Origin of the sequence: Streptomyces sp. NA02950 (assembly GCF_013364155.1) — a bacterium.
GTDB lineage: Bacteria > Actinomycetota > Actinomycetes > Streptomycetales > Streptomycetaceae > Streptomyces.
In genome coordinates this window covers 3,294,593-3,318,514 of sequence record NZ_CP054916.1, presented here as the reverse complement: position 1 = coordinate 3,318,514, position 23,922 = coordinate 3,294,593, and the positions used below count along the sequence as shown (strand labels likewise).

General features: G+C 72.7%; 25 protein-coding genes and 1 pseudogene. 16 read left to right on the top strand and 10 right to left on the bottom strand.

All coding sequences use genetic code 11. From position 1 onward, the window contains the following. Positions 1 to 48: 48 nt before the first annotated feature. Both fdxA and dapC read left to right on the top strand, forming a co-directional pair. Positions 49 to 375 carry a ferredoxin gene (gene fdxA / locus HUT19_RS14015; protein ID WP_014054705.1) on the top strand — a complete coding sequence of 109 codons (327 nt, stop codon included), beginning with the start codon at positions 49 to 51 and terminating at the stop codon, positions 373 to 375. A gap of 152 nt (positions 376 to 527) precedes the next feature. Further along, positions 528 to 1,649 (top strand): succinyldiaminopimelate transaminase, encoded by a 1,122-nt coding sequence (gene dapC, locus HUT19_RS14010; protein ID WP_176180804.1) that lies wholly within the window; start codon positions 528 to 530, stop codon positions 1,647 to 1,649. Between the two features lie 78 nt (positions 1,650 to 1,727). On the opposite strand, the gene HUT19_RS14005 is transcribed toward dapC, so the two are convergent. After that, entirely contained in the window at positions 1,728 to 2,282 is a 555-nt protein-coding gene (locus HUT19_RS14005; RefSeq protein WP_176180803.1) for an ATP-binding protein, read from the bottom strand. A 214-nt stretch (positions 2,283 to 2,496) separates the two neighbouring features. Further along, complete coding sequence (locus HUT19_RS14000) at positions 2,497 to 3,414, bottom strand: hypothetical protein (protein ID WP_176180802.1); 918 nt, start codon at positions 3,412 to 3,414, stop codon at positions 2,497 to 2,499. A 99-nt stretch (positions 3,415 to 3,513) separates the two neighbouring features. On the opposite strand from HUT19_RS14000, the gene dapE reads away from it, so the two are divergent. Together dapE and HUT19_RS13990 are read left to right on the top strand one after the other, a co-directional pair. Next, the gene (dapE, locus tag HUT19_RS13995) at positions 3,514 to 4,584 is read left to right on the top strand and encodes a succinyl-diaminopimelate desuccinylase (protein ID WP_176180801.1); all 1,071 of its coding nucleotides are present in this window, start codon (positions 3,514 to 3,516) and stop codon (positions 4,582 to 4,584) included. A 223-nt stretch (positions 4,585 to 4,807) separates the two neighbouring features. Continuing rightward, a complete protein-coding gene (locus HUT19_RS13990; protein ID WP_176180800.1) occupies positions 4,808 to 5,557 on the top strand; it encodes a TIGR00730 family Rossman fold protein in 750 nt (249 codons plus the stop codon). 13 nt (positions 5,558 to 5,570) lie between these two features. Here HUT19_RS13990 and folP read toward each other — a convergent pair whose 3' ends face one another. Next, complete coding sequence (gene folP / locus HUT19_RS13985; protein WP_176180799.1) at positions 5,571 to 6,431, bottom strand: dihydropteroate synthase; 861 nt, start codon at positions 6,429 to 6,431, stop codon at positions 5,571 to 5,573. 145 nt (positions 6,432 to 6,576) lie between these two features. Here folP and HUT19_RS13980 point away from each other — a divergent pair, with 145 nt between their 5' ends. Next, positions 6,577 to 7,053 carry a DivIVA domain-containing protein gene (locus HUT19_RS13980; protein WP_176180798.1) on the top strand — a complete coding sequence of 159 codons (477 nt, stop codon included), beginning with the start codon at positions 6,577 to 6,579 and terminating at the stop codon, positions 7,051 to 7,053. Then, positions 7,050 to 7,646 carry a DNA-3-methyladenine glycosylase I gene (locus tag HUT19_RS13975; protein ID WP_176180797.1) on the top strand — a complete coding sequence of 199 codons (597 nt, stop codon included), beginning with the start codon at positions 7,050 to 7,052 and terminating at the stop codon, positions 7,644 to 7,646. Before HUT19_RS13980 ends, HUT19_RS13975 begins: the two co-directional genes overlap by 4 nt. Positions 7,647 to 7,681: 35 nt before the next feature. Here the strand turns inward: HUT19_RS13975 and HUT19_RS13970 are convergent, their stop codons facing one another. Next, entirely contained in the window at positions 7,682 to 8,503 is an 822-nt protein-coding gene (locus HUT19_RS13970) for an enoyl-CoA hydratase-related protein (protein WP_176180796.1), read from the bottom strand. A 293-nt stretch (positions 8,504 to 8,796) separates the two neighbouring features. On the opposite strand from HUT19_RS13970, the gene HUT19_RS13965 reads away from it, so the two are divergent. After that, positions 8,797 to 8,964 carry a DUF3117 domain-containing protein gene (locus tag HUT19_RS13965; protein ID WP_003966491.1) on the top strand — a complete coding sequence of 56 codons (168 nt, stop codon included), beginning with the start codon at positions 8,797 to 8,799 and terminating at the stop codon, positions 8,962 to 8,964. Between the two features lie 142 nt (positions 8,965 to 9,106). Here the strand turns inward: HUT19_RS13965 and HUT19_RS13960 are convergent, their stop codons facing one another. Then, positions 9,107 to 9,772, bottom strand: a complete 666-nt coding sequence (locus HUT19_RS13960; protein WP_176180795.1) for an O-methyltransferase — start codon at positions 9,770 to 9,772, stop codon at positions 9,107 to 9,109. 129 nt (positions 9,773 to 9,901) lie between these two features. Here HUT19_RS13960 and sigE point away from each other — a divergent pair, with 129 nt between their 5' ends. From sigE to HUT19_RS13935, 5 genes are all read left to right on the top strand, one after another. Beyond that, positions 9,902 to 10,684, top strand: a complete 783-nt coding sequence (gene sigE, locus HUT19_RS13955; protein ID WP_176180794.1) for an RNA polymerase sigma factor SigE — start codon at positions 9,902 to 9,904, stop codon at positions 10,682 to 10,684. Further along, positions 10,681 to 11,595, top strand: coding sequence for an anti-sigma factor (locus tag HUT19_RS13950; protein ID WP_176180793.1), 915 nt, complete (start codon positions 10,681 to 10,683; stop codon positions 11,593 to 11,595). The genes sigE and HUT19_RS13950 overlap by 4 nt, the downstream gene beginning before the upstream one ends. A 169-nt stretch (positions 11,596 to 11,764) precedes the next feature. After that, complete coding sequence (locus HUT19_RS13945) at positions 11,765 to 13,627, top strand: S1C family serine protease (protein WP_176180792.1); 1,863 nt, start codon at positions 11,765 to 11,767, stop codon at positions 13,625 to 13,627. Positions 13,628 to 13,727: 100 nt separating this feature from the next. Further along, positions 13,728 to 14,198, top strand: a complete 471-nt coding sequence (locus HUT19_RS13940; RefSeq protein WP_176180791.1) for a sec-independent translocase — start codon at positions 13,728 to 13,730, stop codon at positions 14,196 to 14,198. 118 nt (positions 14,199 to 14,316) lie between these two features. Next, positions 14,317 to 14,982, top strand: coding sequence for a hypothetical protein (locus HUT19_RS13935; protein WP_176180790.1), 666 nt, complete (start codon positions 14,317 to 14,319; stop codon positions 14,980 to 14,982). Positions 14,983 to 15,040: 58 nt separating this feature from the next. Here HUT19_RS13935 and HUT19_RS13930 read toward each other — a convergent pair whose 3' ends face one another. Genes HUT19_RS13930 through HUT19_RS13920 form a run of 3 tightly spaced genes read right to left on the bottom strand, consistent with a single transcriptional unit; the run spans position 15,041 to position 18,018 of the window. Then, positions 15,041 to 16,195 carry an Mrp/NBP35 family ATP-binding protein gene (locus HUT19_RS13930; RefSeq protein ID WP_176180789.1) on the bottom strand — a complete coding sequence of 385 codons (1,155 nt, stop codon included), beginning with the start codon at positions 16,193 to 16,195 and terminating at the stop codon, positions 15,041 to 15,043. Between the two features lie 58 nt (positions 16,196 to 16,253). Continuing rightward, positions 16,254 to 16,745: a DUF1003 domain-containing protein gene (locus HUT19_RS13925; RefSeq protein WP_176180788.1), complete on the bottom strand. Its 492-nt coding sequence runs from the start codon at positions 16,743 to 16,745 to the stop codon at positions 16,254 to 16,256. Continuing rightward, positions 16,735 to 18,018 carry a CBS domain-containing protein gene (locus HUT19_RS13920; RefSeq protein WP_176180787.1) on the bottom strand — a complete coding sequence of 428 codons (1,284 nt, stop codon included), beginning with the start codon at positions 18,016 to 18,018 and terminating at the stop codon, positions 16,735 to 16,737. Before HUT19_RS13920 ends, HUT19_RS13925 begins: the two co-directional genes overlap by 11 nt. Before the next feature lie 204 nt (positions 18,019 to 18,222). Between HUT19_RS13920 and HUT19_RS13915 the strand changes: the two genes are divergently transcribed. Further along, positions 18,223 to 18,969: a hypothetical protein gene (locus tag HUT19_RS13915; RefSeq protein ID WP_176180786.1), complete on the top strand. Its 747-nt coding sequence runs from the start codon at positions 18,223 to 18,225 to the stop codon at positions 18,967 to 18,969. A 323-nt stretch (positions 18,970 to 19,292) separates the two neighbouring features. On the opposite strand, the gene HUT19_RS13910 is transcribed toward HUT19_RS13915, so the two are convergent. Beyond that, a complete protein-coding gene (locus tag HUT19_RS13910; RefSeq protein WP_176180785.1) occupies positions 19,293 to 19,820 on the bottom strand; it encodes a hypothetical protein in 528 nt (175 codons plus the stop codon). Between the two features lie 146 nt (positions 19,821 to 19,966). Here HUT19_RS13910 and HUT19_RS13905 point away from each other — a divergent pair. After that, positions 19,967 to 20,866: pseudogene (locus HUT19_RS13905) on the top strand (DMT family transporter); the annotation flags it as partial. A 6-nt stretch (positions 20,867 to 20,872) separates the two neighbouring features. Here the strand turns inward: HUT19_RS13905 and HUT19_RS13900 are convergent. Beyond that, complete coding sequence (locus HUT19_RS13900) at positions 20,873 to 21,973, bottom strand: magnesium and cobalt transport protein CorA (protein ID WP_176180784.1); 1,101 nt, start codon at positions 21,971 to 21,973, stop codon at positions 20,873 to 20,875. A 453-nt stretch (positions 21,974 to 22,426) separates the two neighbouring features. Between HUT19_RS13900 and HUT19_RS13895 the strand changes: the two genes are divergently transcribed. Together HUT19_RS13895 and HUT19_RS13890 are read left to right on the top strand one after the other, a co-directional pair. After that, entirely contained in the window at positions 22,427 to 23,032 is a 606-nt protein-coding gene (locus HUT19_RS13895; protein WP_176180783.1) for a suppressor of fused domain protein, read from the top strand. A 185-nt stretch (positions 23,033 to 23,217) separates the two neighbouring features. Then, positions 23,218 to 23,856: a DUF6758 family protein gene (locus HUT19_RS13890; protein ID WP_176180782.1), complete on the top strand. Its 639-nt coding sequence runs from the start codon at positions 23,218 to 23,220 to the stop codon at positions 23,854 to 23,856. Positions 23,857 to 23,922 lie beyond the last annotated feature (66 nt).

The following is a 23,922-nucleotide window of genomic DNA, read 5'->3' as shown; positions in this document are numbered from 1 at the left end:
ACGCCGCGCTCCCGCGCGATAGCAGCCCTAACGAGGAGGAACGACAGCGTGACCTACGTCATCGCGCAGCCTTGTGTCGACCTGAAGGACAAGGCGTGCATCGAGGAGTGCCCCGTCGACTGTATCTACGAGGGCCAGCGGTCCTTGTACATCCATCCGGACGAATGCGTCGACTGCGGAGCCTGTGAGCCGGTCTGCCCGGTCGAGGCCATCTTCTACGAGGATGACACTCCGGAGGAGTGGAAGGACTACTACAAGGCGAACGTCGAGTTCTTCGACGAGCTCGGCTCGCCCGGTGGCGCGAGCAAGCTCGGTCTGATCGAGCGCGACCACCCCTTCATCGCCGCGCTGCCGCCGCAGGAGCACGACGAGTGACCTTGCGCCCCAGGGCCCCGACCACGCGGGCCCTGGGCGCAGCCCTCGGTCCCGTACGGCCTGTTGCCTGCGGGGCCGGTCTGTTTTCCCGGTCGGCCACCGGGTTCCCCGGGCCGGCCGACCGGGCTGCTTACGACGAAAGCGAGCCACCCGTGCCACCCGTCTCCGCCCGCCTCCCGGTCTTCCCCTGGGACCGGCTCGAACCGTACAAGGCGACCGCCGCGGCCCATCCCGACGGCATCGTCGACCTCTCGGTGGGTACGCCCGTCGACCCGGTCCCCGAGTCGGTCCAGCGGGCGCTGGCCGGTGCCGCCGACAGCCCCGGCTACCCCACCGTGTGGGGGACCGCGGAGTTGCGGGACGCGCTGACCGGCTGGGTGGAGCGGCGCCTCGGTGCCACCGGGGTCCGCCACACCGAGGTGCTGCCGGTGGTCGGCTCCAAGGAGCTGGTGGCCTCGCTCCCCACCCAGCTCGGGCTCGGGCCCGGGGACCGGATCGCCTTCCCGCGGCTGGCCTACCCCACCTACGAGGTGGGCGCACGGCTGGCGGGCGCCGAGCCGGTGCCGTACGACGTGGGGACTTTCGCTGGAGGTGCCGCGGGCGCCGGGCCGGACCCGGCCGGGCTCAAGCTGCTGTGGCTGAACTCCCCGTCCAACCCCACCGGCCGGGTGCTGACCCCCGACGAGCTGCGGGCGGCGGTCGCCTGGGCCCGGGAGCACGAGGTGCTGCTGGTCAGCGACGAGTGCTATCTCGAACTGGGCTGGGAGGCCGAACCGCGGTCCGTGCTGCACCCGGAGATCTCCGGCGGCAGCTTCGAGGGGCTGGTCTCGGTCCACTCACTGTCCAAGCGGTCCAATCTGGCGGGCTACCGCGCGGCGTTCCTCGCCGGCGACGAGACGGTGCTCGGCGAACTGCTGAAGATCCGCAAGCACGGCGGGCTGATGGTGCCCGCGCCGGTGCAGGCCGCCACGGTCGCGGCGCTCGCCGACGACAAGCACGTGGCCGAGCAGCGTGAGCGCTACGAACGGCGCCGCACCGCGCTCCGCTCGGCGCTGGAGGGCTTCGGCTTCCGGATCGAGCACAGCGAGGCCTCGCTGTATCTGTGGGCCACCCGTGACGAGCCGTGCTGGGAGACCGTCGGCGCCCTCGCCGAGCTGGGCATCCTGGTGGCGCCGGGCGACTTCTACGGTCCGGCCGGAGAGCGGAACGTCCGGGTCGCGTTCACCGCGACCGATGAGGGGGTGGCGGCGGCGGTCCGCCGGCTGACGGCCTGAGCCGCACCGCGTACGGCGCACATACGGGGGCCCGGGGAGTGACACTCCCCGGGCCCCCGCGGTGTGCGGTGCGGGCGATCAGCCGCCGAGCATCGGCAGACCCCCCAGCGGAAGACCCTTGAGCGGCAGGCCCGGGCTCTGCCGGCTCGGCGCGGCCTGCTGCGGGGCCTTGGGGGTCTGCGGGGCGGCCTTGGCGGCCTTGGCGCCCTTGCCCTTGGCGTGCGCACCGCCCTTGCCCTTGGCATGGGCGCCCTTGACCGCCTTGCCCTTGGCCGGGGCGGCCTTGGCGTGCGCGCCCTTGGCCTTGGCCTTGGCCGGGAGGGTCTTGGCCTGCTGGGCGGGCTTGGCCGGAGTGGTCTTCACCGGAGCGGCCTTGCCCGGCAGAACCTCCGTGACGGTCCGTCCGGCCTTGCTGCCGACGACGTCGCCCGCCGCGCTCCCGACCTGCCGCGAGGCAATGTCCGCGACCTGGTCGACGGAGGCGGTGTCCAGGGCGCTCAGCCCGCCCAGCTGGGACTGCGGCAGGGCTGTTTCCGCCGCACTCGCGGCGCCGGCGGTGGCGACAACGGGAACGGCGCCGGCGGCGACCAGCAGCGCGGCCCGACCGATCCGACGCGTGAGAGGGAGGGACATGATTCTCCTTTGACGGAGGGACAATGGCGTGCAGTGTCCGGTGATCGGACGTTGTGCATACCGATATGGGCCGCGAGAAGGTTGCGGTGCCCCCGGGCAAAGAATTGGCAATGTGTCGCATAATCCGTTTCGGTGCGCATTCCTGGTGCGCACGGTGTCCCGGTCCCGTACCGAGTATCTGATCAACGGACTTGAGCTGCGGAGATCCGTCGCGCTATCGCTCGAGGACGAGTGTGACGTCCGGCCCGGAATTCTCGTCGGAGGTGTGCCAGCCGTCCCCGGAATTCCCGGCGTTCCACACGTGCTTCCCATAAGAGACGCGTTCGATGCGCAGCTCGTCCGAGTGAGCCACGGCCCAGTGCGCCAATTCCCAGCCGCGCTCCGGTGTCCCGCCCCGCGCGGTCGCGGGCCGGACCGGCACCAGGACCGCGCGCGCGGTGGGGGCGTGCTTGCCGCCGCCCTGCCCGGCGGTGTCGAGTCGGGGCCGTGCCTCCCGCCCGAACTCCCGCACCAGCGCCGACCGGACCCGCTCCGGATCGCCCGCGGTGCCGTCGTCCGGCGGCCCCGGGCAGCTGATCGCGGCCTTCGCCCGCCCGGTGAGCGCGGCGGTCAGCACCACCGCTTCCGTCTCATGCTTGGCGTACGCCTGCGGATAACCGCTGAACTGCACCCGCTGCGCGGCCACCGTGAGGGGCAGCCGGGAGTAACCGGGCACCCGCACCAGGCGGTCGTAGAACTTCCCCGCCGCGTAGACCGGGTCCTGGATCTGTGCCGCGGTGCCCCAGCCCTGGGAGGGCCGTTGCTGGAACAGGCCGAGCGAATCCCGGTCGCCGTGACGGAGGTTGCGCAGTCCCGACTCCTGGAACGCGGTGGCCAGCGCGATGGTGACCGCCCGCTCGGGCAGTCCGCGGGCGGCGGCCACGGCCTCGACGGTGGCGGCGTTCACGGCCTGTTCGGGGTCGAGCAGCACCTCCTCGCCGCCCGCGCGCACGGTGCAGCGCGGCGGGCCGCCGCCACCGGTCAGCACATGTGCCGCCACATATCCGGCCAGGCCCAGCAGGACGGCACAGGCGACCGCGGCCCGGAGCAGACGGGGGCGGCTGGAGAAGACGGACAGGGGCACGCGCCACACGTTACTGGAGCGCTGCGAGCACCTGCCGGGGAAGGGACCAGGGGTGGGGAAGACCACGTGCGCTGGGGCCGTGGGAGCCCGCGGGTTAGGGTCGCGAGTATGGAGCACCCAGCACTCGACCTGTCCCTGGACGCGGCCCGGCTCACCGCCCGGCTCGTCGACTTCCCCTCGGTCAGCGGCGACGAGAAGGCCCTCGCCGACGCCGTCGAGCAGGCTCTGCGGGCCTTTCCGCATCTGACCGTCGACCGTGACGGGGACGCCGTCGTCGCCCGGACGAACCTGGGGCGCGCGGAGCGGGTGGTGCTGGCCGGACATCTGGACACCGTGCCGATCGCCGACAACGTGCCTTCCCGCCTGGACGAGCAGGGCGTGCTGTGGGGCTGCGGCACCTCCGACATGAAGTCCGGCGTCGCGGTCCAGCTGCGCATCGCCGCGACCGTGCCCGCGCCCAACCGCGACCTCACCTTCGTCTTCTACGACCACGAGGAGGTCGCCGCCGAGCTCAACGGCCTGGGGCGGCTGGTCAGGAACCACCCCGAGTGGCTGGCCGGTGACTTCGCCGTGCTGCTGGAGGGCACCGAGGGCCAGGTCGAGGCCGGCTGCCAGGGCACGCTGCGGGTGCGGGTGACCACTCAGGGACGGCGCGCGCACTCCGCGCGCGGCTGGCTGGGCGAGAACGCCATCCACGGGGCCGCCCCGATCCTCGACCGGCTGGCCTCGTACGCCCCGCGGCAGGTGGACATCGACGGGCTCGTCTACCGCGAGGGGCTCAACGCGGTGGGGATCGAGGGCGGTCACGCGACCAACGTCATCCCGGACTTCTGCGCGGTGACCGTGAACTACCGCTTCGCCCCCGACCGTTCCGAGGAGGAGGCGCTCGGCCACGTCCGGGAGGTCTTCGACGGCTTCGCGATCGAGCTCACCGACAGTTCCCCCGGCGCCCTCCCCGGGCTGAGCCACCCCTCGGCCGCCGCCTTCGTGGACACGCTGGGGGTGGAGGTGGCCCCCAAGTACGGCTGGACCGATGTCGCCCGCTTCTCGGCGCTCGGCGTGCCCGCCGTGAACTACGGTCCCGGCGACCCGAAGCTGGCGCACACCCGCGAGGAGCATGTGTCGACCGAGGCCATTCTGCTGGCCGAGGAGCGGCTGCGAGCCTGGCTGACCCGCTGACCCGCTGACCCGCTGACCCGCTGACCCGCTGACCCGCTGACGCCGGGCCGGTCCGGGCCTGGCCGGCCGTCGATCGGACACCGCCCGGCCGCGGAGCGGGCGGTGATCGACCGCTGCTCGGCGGTCCGCCGGGTGGGCGTGGTCCGGATGTCGGCTGTTCGCCGTTCGGGGGGCCTACCCTGAACCACAGATCTTTGGCAGATCTTGGCGAAGGGAGCACACAGTGGGCAACGCCGAGGAAGAGCGAGCGCTGCACGAGCAGCGTCTGGGCCCGGTCGTGCGCCGTCGCCACCAGATGCGACCCGGTACCACCGACCAGCGGCTGCTGGACACCCAGGGCGCCACGCACTGGGTGCACGAGGACCCGTTCCGGGTGCTGCGCATCCAGTCCGAGTTCGTCGAGGGCTTCGGCACCCTGGCGGAGCTCGGCAAGGCGGTCAGCGTCTTCGGATCCGCCCGCACCCCCGAGGGGTCGCCGGAGTACGCGGCCGGGGTGCGGATCGGACGGGCCCTCGCCGAAGCGGGCTTCGGAGTGATCACCGGCGGCGGCCCCGGCGCCATGGAGGCCGCCAACCGCGGCGCGAGCGAGGCGGGCGGGGTCTCCGTCGGCCTCGGTATCGAGCTGCCGTACGAGCAGGGGCTCAATCCGTACGTCGACATCGGGGTCAACTTCCGCTACTTCTTCGTCCGCAAGACGATGTTCGTGAAGTACGCGCAGGGGTTCGTGGTGCTGCCCGGCGGGCTCGGCACCCTCGACGAGTGCTTCGAGGCACTCACTCTGGTCCAGACCAAGAAGGTGACCCGTTTCCCGATCGTGCTGTTCGGCAGCTCCTACTGGCGGGGGCTGGTCGACTGGCTGGAGAACACGCTGATCGCGGAGGGCAAGGCGTCCCCGCAGGACCTGGAGCTGTTCCACCTCACCGACGACATCGACGAGGTGGTCGACCTGGTGACCAAGGAGTCCGGCGTCTGAGCCCCCGGAGCTCTCAGGCCAGTCCCCGGCGGGCGACCGCCGGGGGCCGGTGGCCCGCGATGGTCGACACCATGTCCAGCACCTGCCGGGTCTCCGCCACCTCGTGCACCCGGTAGACCTGCGCACCGAGCCAGGCCGACACCGCCGTGGTGGCGAGCGTGCCGAGCACCCGCTCCTTGACCGGACGGTCCAGCGTCTCGCCCACGAAGTCCTTGTTGGACAGCGACACCAGCACCGGCCAGCCGGTCTCCGTCAGCTCACCGAGCCGCCGCGTCGCCTCCAGCGAGTGCCGGGTGTTCTTCCCGAAGTCATGGCCCGGGTCGATCAGGATCCCGTCCCGCCGCACCCCCAGCTCCACGGCGCGGTCGGCCAGCCCCAGGGTGACCCGCAGGATGTCCGCCACCACGTCGTCGTAGGCGATCCGGTGCGGCCGGGTGCGCGGCTCGGCCCCGCCCGCGTGGGTGCACACCAGCCCGGCCCCGTACCGGGCGGCGACCTCCGCCAGCCGGGGATCGACCCCGCCCCACGCGTCGTTGAGCAGATCGGCGCCCGCCTCGCAGACCGCCTCGCCCACCTCGTGCCGCCAGGTGTCCACGCTGATCACCACATCCGGATGGCGCCTGCGCACCTCGGCCACGAAGCCGACGGTGCGCCGGGCCTCCTCCTCGGCGTTCACCTCGTCCCCGGGGCCCGCCTTGACCCCGCCGATGTCGATGATGGCCGCGCCGTCGGCGACCGCCTGCTCGACGCGGGCGAGCGCGGGCTCGTCGCGGAAGGTCGCGCCCTGGTCGTAGAAGGAGTCCGGCGTCCGGTTCACGATCGCCATGATCACCCGCTCGTCGGCGCCGAACTCACGTCGTCCCAGCCGTAGCATGCTTGTCCCTCGCGTTCTTCGCGCTCTTTGGTCCAGGGGCGGGCGGCGACGATAACTGTCGTGGGGTCATGGCACGATCGAGGCAGACAGATATCGAGGCCGTCGGGCACAGACTCAACCATGCACCCCCGGGGAGACGATCACCGTGTTCTTGTTCTTGCTGATCGCGCTGGTCGTAGTGGTCGGCGGGGTCACGCTCGCCGTCGTCGGGGGCGGTCAGGGCGGGACGCTGAGCGAGGCACCGCCGGACCGGCTGGACGACCGGCTGCCCGCCGACCGGCCCCTGGGGCGCGCTGATGTGGAGGCCCTGCGGCTGCCGATGACCCTGCGCGGCTACCGGATGGCCGACGTCGACGACGCGCTCGGCCGTCTCGGCGCCGAGCTCGCCGAGCGCGACGCCCGGATCGCCGAGCTGGAGCAGGCGCTCGCCGGGGCCCGCGGTGCGGTCCACGGCGGGCCCGCACCGCTGACCGGGCCGGAGCGGGCGGACCACCCCGCGCCGCCCGGCGGCCTCGGCGACCTGGAGCCGGACGAGGACGAGCGCGAGCACGACATGTTCCGGCCCCCTCGCCGCCACGGCGAGCACGGGGACCACGGCGGCCATGACGGGTTCGGCGCATGAGCGGCCAGGGCCCGGTCACCGGGCCGGACGGGCTGCCGCGCTGCCCCTGGGGGCTGGAGTCCGTGACCATGGCGGACTACCGCGTCTACCACGACACCGAATGGGGCCGCCCCGTCCACGGCGATGACGCCCTCTACGAGCGGATCTGCCTGGAGGCGTTCCAGTCCGGGCTGTCCTGGCTGACGATCCTGCGCCGCCGCGAGGGCTTCCGCGCCGCCTTCGCCGACTTCCGGATCGCCAAGGTCGCGGCGTTCACCGAGGCCGATGAGCAGCGGCTGCTCGCCGACCCCGGCATCATCCGCAACCGGGCCAAGATCGTGGCCACCATCGCCAACGCTCGCGCCGCGGCGGAGCTGGACCCGGGCGAGCTGGACGAGCTGATCTGGTCCCACGCCCCCGACCCAGACGGCCGCCCGGTGCCGCGGACCACCGCGGATGTCCCTGCGATCACCGACGAGTCCACGGCGCTCAGCCGCGCCCTCAAAAAACGCGGCTTCCGCTTCGTCGGACCCACTACGGCCTATGCCCTGATGCAGGCGTGCGGTCTGGTCGACGACCATCTCGCGGGCTGCCATCTGCGCGGCGCGGACTGAGGCACCGGGCCGCGCGGGCGGTGTTCCGCCGTCGCTCAGCGGCCGGTGAACCGGGGCTTCTCCTTCTTCACGAAGGCGTCGACGGCGGCGAGATGGTCGTCCGAGGCGCCCAGCCGCCGCTGCAACTCGTCCTCCTTGGCGAGCGCGTCGGTCAGGGTGTGCCCGGCCGCGTAGGCCAGCGACTCCTTCATCGCCGCATAGGCCGCGGTCGGGCCCTGGGCCAGCGTGCGGGCCACCGCCGCCGCCTCGGCCGCCAACTCCGCGGCCGGCACCACCCGGTTGGCGATGCCCAGCTCCAGCGCCTCCTGGGCGCTGACATTGCGGGGGAAGAGCAGCAGTTCGGCGGCGCGGCCGTGGCCGATCAGCCGCTGGAGGGTCCAGGAGATCCCGGAGTCGCCGGTGAGGGCCACCGCGACGAAGGAGGTGTTGAAGGTCGCGGAGTCGGCGACGATCCGGTAGTCGGCGGCCATGGCGAAGCCCGCCCCGGCACCGGCCGCGACCCCGTTGACGGCGGCGACCACCGGCTTGGGCATTCCCGCGATCGTGGTCACGATCGGGTTGTAGTGCAGGGCGACCGTGGTCATGGTCGATCCCTCGGCGGCCCCCTCGCCCCGGGCGTGGGCCTCGCGGTCCGCCGCCAGCAGCCCGATGTGCTCCTTGAGATCCTGACCGACACAGAAGGCGCGGCCGGAACCGGTGAGCAGCACGGCCCGCACGGCCGGGTCCTCGGCGGCCTGGAGCAGCGCGTCACGCAGCGCCACCTTGATGTCGAGGTTGAGCGCGTTCATGGCGTCGGGACGATTCAGGGTGATCGTCGCGAGCCCGTCGGTCAGCTCGTAGAGCACGGTGTCGGCCATGGGCGGTCCTCCGGGATGTGGCTGGTCGCGGCTGAGGGCGAGGCCGCGCGGCCGGGCCGGTGAACGGGCCCGCTGCGGCGGTCAGCGCTCAGCATGCCGGAGATCATGACCAGGCGACATGCCCCCCTCCCCGAATTGGGTGGATTTGGGGGAGTGGCTACCGCAGGGGTTGCCGACTGATGTTGGTCATCGGGTCGTGCCATGCGGGATAATGGCAGGGAAGCAACGTGTTCGATGCCGGTGACACCTGGGTTGTCGGCTGCGATGAGCTGGTTTCAGGAAGGGGAACGAGCATGGCGGCCATGAAGCCGCGGACGGGCGACGGCCCGCTCGAGGTGACCAAGGAGGGGCGGGGCATCGTCATGCGCGTTCCGCTCGAAGGCGGCGGTCGGCTCGTCGTCGAGCTGACACCCGACGAGGCCGACGCCCTCGGCGACGCCTTGAAGAAGGTTGTCGGCTGAAGGACCGGCCCCACCAACACCCGAGTGCTGCCCCGGCGGCCGGTACACCGGTACCGGCCGCCGGGGCGGTGCTGTATCGGGGCCCGGCCGCACCGGGGGCCGGGGCGGGGGTGCGATCCGGCCGGGGCCGGACGTCCGGCGGTCAACCGCGTTTGACGGCGCAGAGCAGTCCGTCGCCCACCGGCAGCAGGGAGGACTGGAGCACGGTGGACTCCCGCACGGTGCGCAGCAGCTCCCGCAGCCGCAGCACCTCCTGCGGCTGGGCGGCGGAGTCCACGGTCCGGCCGCCCGCGAAGACCCCCTCGAAGCAGACCAGGCCCCCCGGCCGCAGCAGCCGCATGGCCTCACCGAGGTAGTCCAGGCACTCCAGCCGGTCGCCGTCGCAGAAGACGAGGTCGTAGCCGCCGTCGGCGAGCCGGGGCAGGACGTCGAGGGCATGGCCGGGGATGAAGCGCGCCCGGTTCCCGGCGAACCCGGCCGCCCGGAACGCCTGTCGGGCGAACTGCTGCATCTCCGGTTCGATGTCGACGGTGGTCAGCACCCCGTCCGGGCGCATCCCGTGCAGCAGATGGATTCCGGAGACACCGGTTCCGGTGCCGATCTCGGCGACGGCCTTGGCGTCCGCGGCGGCGGCGAGCAGCCGCAGCGCAGCGCCGGTGCCCGCCGACACCGAGCGCAGCCCTGCCTCCCGGGCCCGGTCACGGGCCCAGTGAAGGGCTTCGCCCTCGGCGACGAACGCGTCGGCGAACGCCCAGCTCGTCTGCCGGTTGCCGGTAATGACCCTCTCCTGTCCCCGTAGTTCGCGCAACGGTGACTGTATCCGCTGCGCACGGGAACCCGCAGATGGGACCGGGCGTTGAAGGGAAGGGGGGATCGTATGGACCATGACCAAATGCAGGTCAAAAATGCTTATCCGGAGCTAACGGGCGAGGTGGATATGGTAGGGGCTCTACTGGACACCACCAGAGCCGACAGGGGAGGTGCGGCTGCGGCCGGTGACCGGAGAGTGCTGAGGCGCTTTCGCAGGTCAGCGGGCGAGCCGAAATCCGTGACCAACACCGCTGACCGTTCCCGTTCCGCCGATTCCGCCATGACCGCGACCTTCGCCAGTGATGCGGACGCCCCGGCGTGGACGCCTCCCACCTGGGAGGAGATCGTCAGCACCCACAGCGCACGGGTCTACCGCCTCGCCTACCGGCTCACCGGTAACCAGCACGACGCCGAGGACCTCACCCAGGAGGTCTTCGTCCGCGTCTTCCGCTCGCTCTCGACGTACACCCCGGGCACCTTCGAGGGCTGGCTGCACCGCATCACCACCAATCTCTTCCTCGACATGGTCCGGCGCCGTCAGCGCATCCGCTTCGACGCCCTCGGCGAGGACGCGGCGGAGCGGCTGCCCAGCCGTGAGCCCTCCCCCCAGCAGCACTTCAACGACACCCACTTCGACGCCGATGTGCAGCAGGCGCTCGACACCCTCGCGCCGGAGTTCCGCGCGGCGGTGGTGCTCTGCGACATCGAAGGGCTGTCGTACGAGGAGATCGCCGCGACGCTCGGGGTCAAGCTGGGCACGGTGCGCAGCCGGATCCACCGCGGCCGCTCGCATCTGCGCAAGGCGCTGCGCCACCGCGCCCCCGCGGCACGGGCCGGGCAGCACGAGGTGACCGCCGTCGCCCCGCGCGTCGCCGGTCCCCGGGTGAGCGGGGAGGTCGGAATCGCGTGACCCGATCAGGCGGTCCGTCCCCCGCCGAGCAGCATCTCGGCGACCGCCTTGCGGCTCTGGTCGATGGTGAGCTCGGGCATGACGCCCGGGAGCGCGTTCTCGCGCATCTCGCCACATGCTGCAAGTGCAAGGCGGAGGCCGACGCGCAGCGTCGGCTCAAACGTGTGTTCGCCCAGACGGCGCCCCCGGCCCCGTCCGAGGGCTTTCTGGCGCGTCTCCAGGGGCTGCCCGGCGGCTCCGGCGACGACGGTGGCGGTTCCCCCTTCGGCGGTTCCGGTGTCTTCGGCATGCGGGGCATGCCCGGCGGCGCCCAGGATGTGCGGGAGGTGCCGGACCCGCGGGAAAGACGCGAGCGGGCGTTCGCGTTGCTGCCTCCGGTGGCACCGGGCACCGCCATCGCCCCGGCGGCCTCGGCCGCGGCCTCCCGGGAGCGCGGCTTCCGCATCCATGAGGTCGAGCGGTCCGCGCCGCGCCGCCGGTTCGCCTTCGCGGCCGCGGGCGCGGTGTCCCTGGCGGCCTTCGCGCTCGGCGCCGCCCTCCCGCTGGACGCGGCGGTCGACCCCCCGGGCCGGATGGCCGAGGGGCCCGACACGGCGGTCACCCCGGCCCGCGCCGACGCCTCGACCGCGGGCGTGCGCGAGCGCACCCGCCGTGAGGTGGGGATGCGGTCCGCCGGGGACTCCCGCGCGGACGTCCCGTCCCCGGCCGCCACACCGCATCCGCAGGCTCTGCGCCAGGCCGCGGGAGCGGCGGCGCTGAACCCGCTGATACAGCCGCTGCTGTCGGCCACCGAGCTGCTGCGCACCCGCTCCTCCACCCCACCGGCCCCCGCGCCGACGCTGATGGAGGGTCCGACCCAGCCCGCGACGCGCACCTCGCCCTCGCTCGGCGTCAGTGCCTCGCCGGACTAGACCGAGCCACCGGGAGCGGTGTGCGCGCACCTGACACGGTCCATCGTCCGCACTGCGCCAGCATCGGCGGACCTGATTGAATCGCCTCCGGGCAGCGCGCCCCGGAGGGGGTGATGTACGCCCTCGCGGCGGCGCGGTCCGTGCCGTGTAGCGGGAACTTGGGGAGATCATGGACGAGCGGAAGGCCTCCGGGCCCAAGCCGAAACCGAAGTGGTGGAGCCGTCCGGCCGCACGACCCGGAGACGACCGGCCGACGGCCGCGGCGGAGGAGACTCCGGCCACGGCCGAGGAGACCGCCGGTGCGGCGGACGAGACCGCCGGGCAGGACGGCGGTCCGGCCGCGGAGCGGGCCTCCGGCGCCGGTGAGACCGCCGCAGCCGCGGCAGCCGCCGGAACCGCCGGACCGGGCGGCGAGCCCGAGGACGCGGTGCCGCCCGCCGAGCCACCCACCCGGCCGCTGCACGAGCCCGACCCGTACGGCACCCCGCCCTACGGCGGACCCGGGCCCTGGGCCCCCGCACCGCCCGTCCAGCACCCCGTGGCCACGCCGGGGCACGGTACGCATGTCCCGCCGGGGGCGACGCCGGGGCACGGTACGCATGTCCCGCCGGGGGCGACGCCGGGGCACGGTACGCATGTCCCGCCGGGGGCGACGCCGGGGCACGGCACGCACGTCCCGCCCGGAGCCACCCCGGGCCACGGCACTCAGCTGCCGCCGGGCGCCGCGGCCGTACCGCCGCAGGCTGCCCCCGCGCCCCTGCCGCACCCCGGGATGACCCCGCCCCACGGCACCCAGCTTCCGCCCTCCGCCGGCGAGACCACGGCCCCGCTCGCGCCACTCGCCCCAGCCGCCCCCCAGGCCGCCCACTGGCGGCAGTACGACCCCTGGAGCGCGCCCCGGCCGCCCGCCGGGCCGCGGATGGTCACCCGCCGCCGCGCCTGGATCGCCGTGCTGCTGATCGCGCTGATCGCCGGCTGCCTCGGCGGCGCCATCGGCGGCTATCTGGAGCACGACCGCGCCACCGGCGGCGGTGACGTCGAGCTGCCGCAGGCCCCGGTCGACTCCGAGCCGCGGGCCCGGGGCTCCATCGCGGGCATCGCCGCCCGCGCGCTGCCGAGTGTGGTGACCATCCATGTCCGCGGCGGCTCGGCCGAGGGCACCGGCACCGGTTTCGTCCTCGACAACCGGGGCCACATCCTCACCAACAACCACGTCGTGGAGCCCGCGGGCACGGGCGGCGACATAACGGTGACGTTCAACGGCGGCCACACCGCCGACGCCGAGGTGATCGGCCGGGACGCGGGCTACGACCTCGCCGTGATCAAGGTCGAGGGCGTCACCGGGCTCCGTCCGCTGCCGCTGGGCAACTCCGACTCGGTGCGGGTCGGCGACCCCGTGGTGGCCATCGGCGCCCCGTTCGACCTCGAGGGCACCGTCACCTCCGGCATCATCAGCGCCAAGGAGCGCCCGATCACCGCGGGCGGCGAGAAGGGCGACGGCAGCGACGTCAGCTATGTCGACGCGCTCCAGACCGACGCCCCGATCAACCCGGGCAACTCCGGGGGTCCGCTGGTCGACGGCAAGGCCCGCGTCATCGGCATCAACAGCGCGATCCGCGCCGCCGACGACGGCTCCGAGCTCGGCGGCCAGGGCGGCAGCATCGGCCTGGGCTTCGCGATCCCGATCAACCAGGGCAAGCGGGTGGCCGAGGAGCTGATCAACACCGGCAAGGCCACCCACCCCGTGATCGGCGTCACGCTGGACATGGAGTACCAGGGTGACGGGGCACGGGTGAACACCAAGGGTGTCGGCGGGCCGCCGGTGAAGCCGGGCGGACCGGGTGACGACGCCGGGATCGAGGCCGGTGATGTGATCACCGCGGTGGACGGGGTGCGGGTGCACAGCGCCCAGGAGCTGATCGTCAAGATCCGCAGTCACCGCCCCGGGGACCGGCTCGAGCTGACCCTGAAGCGGGGCGACGACAAGCGCTCGGTGGAGCTGTCCCTGGGCTCGGCGAGCAGCGAGGGCTGACCCTGATGTTGGCCCGGCCGTCTCCCACCTCATCCCCGCCGACAGGTACCGTGTGGAGTGGCCTGGACCGTGGCCACGGGACCTCTCTAGGAGCTGCACGGTGTTGGACATAGGACCTCTCGAGCTTGTCGCGCTCGTTGTCCTTGCGGTGCTCGTCTTCGGCCCGGACAAGCTGCCGAAGGTGGTCCGTGATGTGTCGCAGTTCATCCGTAAGATCCGGGAGTTCTCCGACAGCGCCAAGGAGGACATCCGTACCGAGCTGGGGCCGGAGTTCAAGGACTTCGAGTTCGAGGACCTCAATCCCAAGACGTTCGTGCGCAAGCACGTCCTGGACTCGGACGAGCTGGGCCTGAAGGAGATCCGTAACGGCTTCGACCTGCGCAAGGACATGGCGGAGGTCGCCGATGCGGTGCACGGCCGGGAGAGTGAGCCGTCCCAGGGCTCTTCAGGCGCTTCCGGCTCCCCCTCGCCGTCCACTCCGTCGTCCGGTTCCGGCACCCCTGACCTGCTGCGCAAGCGAGAAGAGCCGCGTGGCGAGGACCGTCCGCCTTTCGACTCCGACGCCACCTGATCCCCCCGTATGCCCGGCCTGGTTGACCCGTATGGCTATCCTCCCTTTGTCCGGGGTGAGGACGCCTGAGGGGGGGCGGGCCGCCCACGACGCAGGGCAACGAGGAGGCCGCGCGCACATGGAGACGACGAGTCGGCTAGGGGTGCGAGGAGTGGGCGCAGCCGCGCAAGGAATGCCCGCCGACGCCCGGCGGAGCGTCGACGGCTATCTGATGGCCGCTTTCCCCTGGTACGGGCTTGACGAGGCGTTCACCGGCCCCCGCTGGCTGATGCAGGTGGGCGCGGCGGCGGACGGCACCGTCGAGTACGGCTCCACCGGCCACGGCGAGGAGCCGTCGCTGCGGGTGGAGACCGACATGGACCAGCAGCGCTTCACGGTGGTGGTCACCGTCGCCAGCCGCCCGGTGCGGGACAGCGCGGACGGCACGGGCGTGCTGGAGGCCACCTCGGTCTCCTCGGCCGCCTGGCTGGCGGGCTCGGGCCTGCTGTCGTGCACCTGGCCGACCCGGATGGAGCGGGCGCTGCGCCAGGACTGGCTGGACCAGCAGACCGCGATCGCCTGGGAGCTGGCGGACGACCTCGAGGGCGAGGGCTGGACGGCGCTGTCGCTGCCGGTGGACGGGGTACCGACCGACTTCCACTACCGCGAGTCCGAGTACGGCTGGGTGCTGGCCGGATCGGCGCGTGACGGGGTGCACATCGGGGCGTACGGGCGCGGGGTGAGCGCCTACGGGCTCGGCTTCTCGGTGATCAAGGACATCACCGAGTACGACAACGACGCGTGACCGGCGTCCAACGGCGCGGGCCCGCTGCCGGGCCCGCGCCGTTGCGGAACGTGTCGCGTCAGAACTTGTTGCGCGGCGTGACGCCCAGCGACATGCCCGCCAGTCCGCGCTGCCGACCGCCGATCTTGCCCGCGATCGCCTTGAGCGCGGCGCCGGCCGGGGAGTCGGGGTCGGTCAGCACCACCGGCTTGCCCTCGTCGCCGCCCTCGCGCAGCCGGACGTCGATCGGGATGGCGCCGAGCACCGGCACCGTCGTGCCGGTGGTCCGGCTGAGCCCGTCGGCGACCACCTGGCCCCCGCCGGTGCCGAACACATCGACCATCTCGTCGCAGTGCGGGCAGGGCAGCCCGGACATGTTCTCCACCACGCCGACGATCTTCTGGTGGGTCTGCACGGCGATCGACCCGGCCCGCTCGGCGACCTCGGCGGCGGCCTGCTGCGGTGTGGTCACCACCAGGATCTCGGCGTTGGGCACCAGCTGGGCCACGGAGATCGCGATATCGCCGGTGCCCGGGGGCAGGTCCAGGAGCAGCACATCGAGGTCGCCCCAGTAGACATCGGCCAGGAACTGCTGGAGCGCGCGGTGCAGCATCGGCCCGCGCCACACCACCGGGGCGTTGCCCGGGGTGAACATCCCGATCGAGATCACCTTCACACCGTTCGCGGACGGCGGCATGATCATGTTCTCGACCTGGGTGGGCCGTCCCTCGGCGCCGAGCATGCGCGGCACGGAGTGGCCGTAGATGTCGGCGTCCACCACGCCGACCTTCAGACCGTCGGCGGCCATCGCCGCGGCCAGGTTCACCGTGACCGACGACTTGCCGACGCCGCCCTTGCCGGAGGCCACCGCGTAGACCCGGGTGAGCGAACCGGGCTGGGCGAAGGGCACCTCGCGCTCGGCCTGCCCGCCGCGCAGCGAGGCGGCCAGCTCCCGGCGCTGCTCATCGCTCATCACATCGAGCTCGACCGTGACCGAAGTCACACCGTCGACCCGGGTGACCGCGTCCCGCACGTTCGTCGTGATCGTCTCCCGCATCGGACAGCCGGAGACCGTGAGGTAGACCACCACCGCGACCGCGCCGTCGGCGGCGATGTCCACGGATTTGACCATGCCGAGGTCGGTGATCGGCTTGTGGATCTCCGGGTCGTTGACCGTGGCGAGCGCGGCGCGGACCGCGTCCTCGCTCGGCGATGGGGGAGTGTCGGTAGCCATACGGAGATGGTACGGCGCCGTGGGCGAGCCACGGAAAGACTGTCGGTGGTCGCGTTCCTCACTCCCCGCCGGGGGCGGCCCGTCCCTCGTCCAGCTCCCTGATCAGGTCCTCGAACTCCGCGCGGATCCAGTCCCGGGTGGCGACCTCTCCCAGGCCCGTGCGCAGCGCCGCGATCTCCCGGGTCAGGAACTCGGTGTCGGCGATGGACCGTTCGTTCTGCTTGCGGTCGCGTTCGAGGTTGACGCGGTCGCGGTCGGCCTGCCGGTACTGGGAGAGCAGGATCAGCGGCGCCGAGTACGACGCCTGGAGCGACAGCATCAGCGTCAGCAAGATGAACGGGAAGGGGTCGAACCGCAGATGGCCCGGAGCGAGGGTGTTCCAGATCACCCACAGGAGGACGAAGGCCGTCATCCAGGCGATGAAGCGGCCGGTGCCCAGGAAGCGCGCGATCCGCTCCGACGCCTTGCCGAACGCCTCGGGGTCCCAGGCCGGCAGCGGACTGCGCCGCCGCGGTTTGGGCCGGTCCAGCCGGCTTCCCTCACCGTCCATCGGTGACCTCCGGCATGGTCACCCCGGTGTGCAGCTCCCGCTCCCGCCAGTCGGACGGCAGCAGATGGTCCAGGACGTCGTCCACGGTCACCGCGCCGAGCAGCGATCCGCTCTCGTCCACCACCGGCGCCGCCAGCAGGTTGTAGACCGCCAGATGGCTCGCGACGACGGGCAGCTGGGTGTCGGGCGGCAGCGGCGGCAGATCGGTGTCGACGACCGAGGCGACGAGGGTGAACGGCGGGTCGCGCAGTAGCCGTTGGAAGTGGATGGTGCCCAGGTAGCGTCCGGTGGGCGTCTCGTCCGGCGGGCGGCACACGTACACCTGGGCGGCCAGCGCCGGGGTCAGATCCTGGTTGCGCACCCGGGCCAGGGCGTCCGCCACCGTGGCGTCCGGCCGCAGCACGATCGGCTCGGTGGTCATCAGGCCGCCCGCCGAGCCCTCCTCGTACGACATCAGGCGGCGCATGTCGGCGGCGTCGCGCGGGCGCATCAGAGCGAGCAGCCGCTCCTTGTCCTCCTCGGGGAGCTCGGAGAGCAGATCGGCCGCGTCGTCGGGGTCCATGGCCTCCAGCACATCGGCCGCCCGCTCCTCCTCGAGCTTGCCGAGGATCTCCACCTGGTCGTCGTCGGGCAGCTCCTCCAGGACGTCCGCGAGCCGGTCGTCGTCCAGCGCCGCCGCCACCTCACCGCGCCGCTTGGCGGAGAGGTGGTGCAGCACATTGGCGAGGTCGGCGGGGCGCAGCCGCTCGAAGGTGGCGAGCAGGTTCTCGGCGCCCTGGCCGTGCTCCTCCAGCGAGAAGCCGGTGACGGCCGACCACTCGGCGGTCAGCGTCTCGCCGCGGCGGCGCAGCGCACCGGACTTGCCGCGTCGGACATGGACCTTGTCGATCTCCCATTCGCGGCGCGCGGGCAGCTGGGCCATGGCCACGTCCAGGACCGTGACCTCTTCGCCCGTCTCCACCAGCCGCACCCGGCGGTCGAGCAGTTCGCCGAGGACCAGTGTCTCGGTGGGGCGCTGCTCGAAGCGCCGCATGTTGATCACGCCGGTGGAGATGACCTGGCCGGACTCGACCCCGGTCACCCGGGTCATGGGCAGGAAGATCCGGCGGCGGCCGACCACCTCGACCACCAGGCCCAGCACCCGTGGCGGCCGTCCGGCCAGCCGCAGCATCGCCACCAGATCGCGGACCCGTCCGACCTGGTCGCCGTTCGGATCGAAGACGGCGACGCCCGCGAGGTGCGAGACAAAGACCCTGGGGGAGCCTGCCGGCATGTCATGCCTCTCCTCGTCCGTGGCCCTTCACGGGCTTTCCCGCTGCGTCGCTTCCGCGGTTTTTCATCCTGTTTCGCCGGGTTCAGGCTAACGTGCCCGTGTCCGCCGTGCCGCCGGACGAGGGGCCGTCCGGCACCCTGCGGACACCCGTGGACGGCACCGGTACGCTGCCCTACTGCAGCGGCATCAGGAGGCAGAGCGGACGTGCGCACCCGGAAGAGCGCCCTTGTCGTCACGATGTGCGCGGGGTTGGCCGTGACGCTCACGGCATGCGGCGGCGAGGGGGGCAAGGACCCCGACGCGGGCACCAACGGCGTGGGCAAACTGCCCGCGGCCAAGATCGAGAGCAAGGCCCGTACGGTGGCCGCGAGCGCGAGCGCGGTCCGGCTGTCCGGCAACCTCGTCACCAAGGGGCGCACCTACACGCTGGACATGCGGCTCAAGGAGGGCGGCGGCACCGGCCAGGTCTCCACCAAGGGCAGCACCTTCGAGCTGCTGCGCGTCGGCAAGGACCTCTACCTCAAGGCGGACGCGGGCTTCTGGGCGCACCAGGGCGGAAAGTCCGGTCAGGCGGGCTCCGGGGACGCCGCGCACAAGCTGGACGACAAATATGTGAAGGTCCCCTCCGGCGATCCCTCCTACCGGCGGCTCACCGGCTTCACCGACAAGAAGGTGCTGCTCGACGGGTTGCTCGGACTGCACGGCGAGATCACCGCGGGGGACCGCGGCGAGCTGAGCGGTGTGCGTACGATCCGCGTCCTCGGCGGCGAGGGTGGAGAGGGCGGCTCGCTGGACGTGTCCCTGGAGGGCCGTCCGTACCCCCTGCGGTTGCAGCGGGCGGGGCGCGCCGGGGTGATCCGGCTCGCCGACTGGAACAAGGACTTCAAGCTGACCGCCCCGGACAAGGACCATGTCCTCGACTACGGACGGCAGATTCCCGCGGGGCCGTAGCGCTCTGCGCGTCCTGCCCCGGGCCCCGGCGCGCCCCGGGCCCTGAGCGGCCTCGCTGACGTCCGGTGCGGTTCGGTTGCGCCCCGGAGGGGCGCGGGGCTGCGTCGATGTGCGGCTCCGCCGCGCGTGGGCGCGACCGGCCGCGGCGCGGCCGCGGAGACGCATGGTGGCCCCTCGCGCCTCTTCCCGCGGAGCCCTTGGGCCCTGTCCGGCGGATCTCATCGGGGCCCCGCGACGCCTGGCACCGCGCCCCCGGCTACCGCTGGGAGGTGCCCCCGCACCAGACGTCGCGGGCTGACCCTCAAAGATCCACCGGACAGGAGCTAGCGCTTCCGGGCCCGACGGCCGCGCGCCAGCAGCTTCGGCAGTCCCTCCGGCATGGGACGGCGGGTGACCGCCGCGGACGGCAGCGGGGCCGCCGCCAGCGAGCCGGTGGGCTGCTCGGCGAGCGCCCCGGGCGCGGGCTCCAGCCGCAGCACCCGGCTGCCGCTCGCCCACCGTTCGGCGATCCGGTCGGCGTCCGCCGCGTTCAGCCGCTTGCCCTTGAGCTCGTCGACCGCCGCCGTCCACGCCTCGCTGTGCGGGGCCAGCTCCACCACCCGCGCGGGAAAGCCGGCCAGCCGCCCGCCCTTGTCCTTGCTGCGCACGGTCACCGTGGCGGTGCCGCCGTCGGTGAGGCCGAGCCCGGTGAGGGGCTGCTCGTCGGGGCCGTCCCCGACCAGGCAGACGGCACCCTCGTGCCAGATGTGCCACAGGGGGCGGGCGGCACCCTCGCTCCCCTGGACCCAGATGAGGGCGGACTTCTTGGCCGCCTCCTCGACAAGGGCGCGGTCCATCGGCGTCTGCGTCATGTGCACAGCCTAGGACGTGTGCGCGGGGCCGCCGCCGGGCGGCCGGGGGCGTCCCAGCCCGCGGGACGACAGGTGCCCGGCCCGCCTACGCGCCTTACGCTGAGGGTGTGTCCACCGCCCGCCCCGCCCGCAGGTCCGCCGCCGACGTGCCGGACGGCACCGGCGGCGGCACCCTGCGCACCCCGCTTCCGCTGGACGCCGTGCTGCTCGCGGTGGCCGTGGCCGGGGTCTCGTTCTCCGCACCGCTCGCCGCCGCGACGGCCGCGCCCGCCCTCGCCATCGCCTTCTGGCGGAACGCCATGGCGGTCGGCGCGCTGGCCCCGTTCGCGCTGTGGCGCCACCGGGGCGAGCTGCGCGGGATGGGACGCCGGGCGGTGCTGCTGTCGGCCGGGGCCGGAGCGCTGCTCGCGGTGCACTTCGGCACCTGGCTGCCGAGCCTGCGGATGACGTCCGTCGCCTCGTCCACCGCACTGGTCACCACCACTCCGATCTGGACCGCGCTGCTGCTGCGGATGCGCGGCCACCGCCCGGCCGCGCGGGTGTGGCTGGGCATGGGGCTCGCCCTGCTCGGTGTGGTGATCCTCACCGGTGTCGATCTGTCGACCTCGCCCCGCGCGCTGCTGGGCGACGCGCTGGCCCTGGTCGGCGGGGTGGCCGGGGGCGGGTACGTGGTGCTCGGGGCGGAGGTGCGCCGTTCGGTGAGCACCACCGCGTACACCCTCGTCTGCTACGCCACCACCAGCGCGCTGCTGCTGGCCGTCTGTCTGGGCTCGGGCGCCGCGCTCGGCGGCTACCAGGGCGTCACCTGGCTCCAGCTGGCCGCGCTGACGGTCACCGCCCAACTGCTGGGCCACACCCTGATCAACCGGGTGGTGCGGGGTCTGGGCCCGTCGGTCACCTCCACCGCGGTGCTGCTGGAGACACCGGGGGCGGCCCTGATCGCGGCGCTCTGGCTGGGCCAGACACCGCCCGTGGCCGCCTACCCGGCGCTCGCGGTGATCCTCGGCGGGCTCACCCTGGTCATCCTGGCGGACCGCCGGAAGGCGAGCGGGCTACAGCCAGCCGTTGCGCTTGAAGCCGCGGTGGATGGCGACGCAGATTCCGACGGTGACCAGCAGCACGGCCGGGTAGCCGAACTTCCAGCGCAGCTCCGGCATGTAGTCGAAGTTCATGCCGTAGATCCCCGCGATCATCGTGGGAACGGCGAAGATCGCCGCCCATGATGTGATCTTGCGCATGTCCTCGTTCTGCGCGACGGTCGCCTGCGCCAGATTGGCCTGGAGGATCGAGTTCAGCAGGTCGTCGAAGGACAGCACCTGCTCATTGACCCGGGCCAAGTGGTCCGCCACATCCCGGAAGTACTTCTGGATGTCCGGGTCCACCAGCCGCATCGGACGCTCGCTCAGCAGCTGCATCGGCCGCAGCAGCGGCGAGACGGCCCGCTTGAACTCCAGCACCTCACGCTTGAGCTGGTAGATCCGGCCCGCGTCGCCGCCGCGCCGGGAGGTCGCCGCCGAGAAGACGTCGATCTCCACCTCGTCGATGTCGTCCTGGACGGCGTCGGCGACCGCGAGATAGCCGTCGACCACCTGGTCGGCGATGGCGTGCAGCACCGCCGAGGGGCCCTTGGCCAGCAACTCCGGGTCGTCCTGGAGACGGTGGCGCAGCGCGCGCAGCGAGCCCTGGCCGCCGTGCCGGACGGTCACGATGAAGTTCCGGCCGGTGAAGCACATCACCTCGCCGGTCTCCACCACCTCGCTGGTGGCGGTGAGTTCGGTGTGCTCGACGTAGTGGATGGTCTTGAAGACGGTGAAGAGGGTGTCGTCGTACCGCTCCAGCTTCGGCCGCTGATGGGCCTGGACGGCGTCCTCGACGGCCAGCGGGTGCAGCCCGAACTCCTGTGCGATACCGGCGAACTCGCGCTCGTTCGGCTCGTGCAGACCGATCCAGGCGAACCCGCCCTCGGCGCGCACCCGCTCCATCGCCTTCGCCGGGCTGACGTGGTCGCTGACCCGTCGTCCGTCCCGGTAGACCGCGCAGTCGACCACGGCGCTGGTGACCGACGGGTCACGCGTGGCGTCGTAGTTGTGGGCGGTACGGGCCCGGCGCAGGGCGGGGCGGACAACTGCGCGCAGGTCACGGATCATCGACATGACGGGCTCCTTCACGGGCCGGCCGTCAGCGGCGGGCGCGGGGCGCAGCGCGGCACCCGGAAGGTGGGCGTACGGCGGTCCGGCCTCGGTACGTCCGCAAAGCGGGCGGCGCTCCGTGCGATGGCGCTGACGGGAGTTCGCGTAAGAAAACAGAACAAAGCGGGACGAAGGCGCTCTGCCGTCACATGCCCTGGATGCGAACTGACTTCACGTGTTTCACCGCGAGGCGGTGGGGTACGGAAGGCTCAGATCATGCGTGCGCATCCCCAGGGGAAACGACGGGAGAACTGTCGGTACTGCACGGTCGACTAGGATCCACCGCAGCCCCACCTCCTCCGGCCGGTCCCCCGTGGGGGACGACGTGTAACTCCCTGGGCAGAGGTAAAGGCTATCAGTCGGCAGAAGCGCCACGGCGCCGCTTTGCCTGTTCGATACGCGATCTATGCTCACCGCATGTCAGACGTTCTTCAGCTGGTCGAGGCCCGGTTGATCACCGCGCTGGGTGAACCGGACGGTCGCGCGGCCCTCACCTTCGTCGGCACGGACCGCATCGAAGTGCTGCGGTTCCGGGGGGAGGGGGACGTCGTCCGCTACGCCACCCTCGGCATGTCGGACACCCCGATGACCGACCCCACCGCCCCCGCCGCCGACCCGCTGCGCGGACCGCGCGCCGAGCTGGTGCTCACCGTGCGGTCCGGCGGCACGGGGCCCGGCACCGGCACCCTGGACGAGGTGCTGCGGCCGCTCGCCGTACTGGCCGCCTCCCCCCAGGTCGAGGGTCTGGTGGTGGCGCCGGGCGCCTCGCTGGACATCGGCGCGCCGCTGTGGACCGGCGCGCCCTTCACCTCCGTGCTGGTCGCCGAATCGGGCGGACTGGTGGAGGACTTGGAGCTCCTGGAACCGATGGAGCCGGTGCGCTTCCTGCCGCTGCTGCCGATGACGGGGAACGAGGCGGCGTGGAAGCGGGTCCACGGCGCGGGCGCGCTCCAGGACCGCTGGCTGCGGCACGGTACGGACCTGCGCGATCCGATGCGCTCCGGGGTTCCCTTGGACGACTGACCCCGTGCGCGGGCGGCCGGCCCGGTACCGAAGCCGCCCACGGGTGCGGAAGCGGCCTACTCGGTGCGCACGCGGGAGCACGGCGTACCGCACGCGGCGTACGGGCGGAAACTCTTCGACCGCACGGCCTCCGGACGGGTGATCGTCCTTGACGCGAGGGCGACCGGGGAGGACCGTGGGGCCCTATGAGGGGCGAACCCAGTTGCCCGAAGTGCGGTGGCCGGGTGCGAGCGCCCGGTCTCTTCGCCGACACCTGGCAGTGCGGCATGCACGGCACCGTGCATCCGCTCCAGCCAGTCGTCCCGCCGAGCGTCGAAGCACTCGTGGTGGTCACCAATCGCGCCCGGGTTCCGGTCTGGATGCCGTGGCCGCTGCCCGTGGGCTGGCTGTTCACCGGTGTGGCGTGCGCGGGCGACGACCGCAGCGGCGGCCGCGCCACCGCCGTGGCCTGCTCCGGCCCCGGCCCGCTGGGCGGCCCCGGTGAGCTGCTGCTGGTGGCCGAGGAGCTCGGCGTCGGACTCGGTGCGCGCTATGCGGGCATCCCGGGTCCCGACCCCGGGCCGGGGATGCGGGTGGACAAACCCCCGCATGTGAAGGTGCTGGCCGCTGGGCGGCCCACCCCGCTGTGGCATGTCGAGGGCACCCCGGACGACCGGGCGGTCTTCGCGGGCGAGGCCTGCGGGCTGTGGCTGTGGGCGATCGTCTGGCCCGAACAGACCGGGCTGCTGATGTACGACGAGATGGTGCTCACCGATCTGCGGGACGCCGGGGCCGAGGTGGACCTGGTGCCGTGCGGGGCGCTCTCACCGCGGATCCTGTCCTGACCGCCGCAGTTCCGGCCGGGGGTGGATGCCCCTGACACGGGCATGCCCGGGGCGGCGGTTATCCTG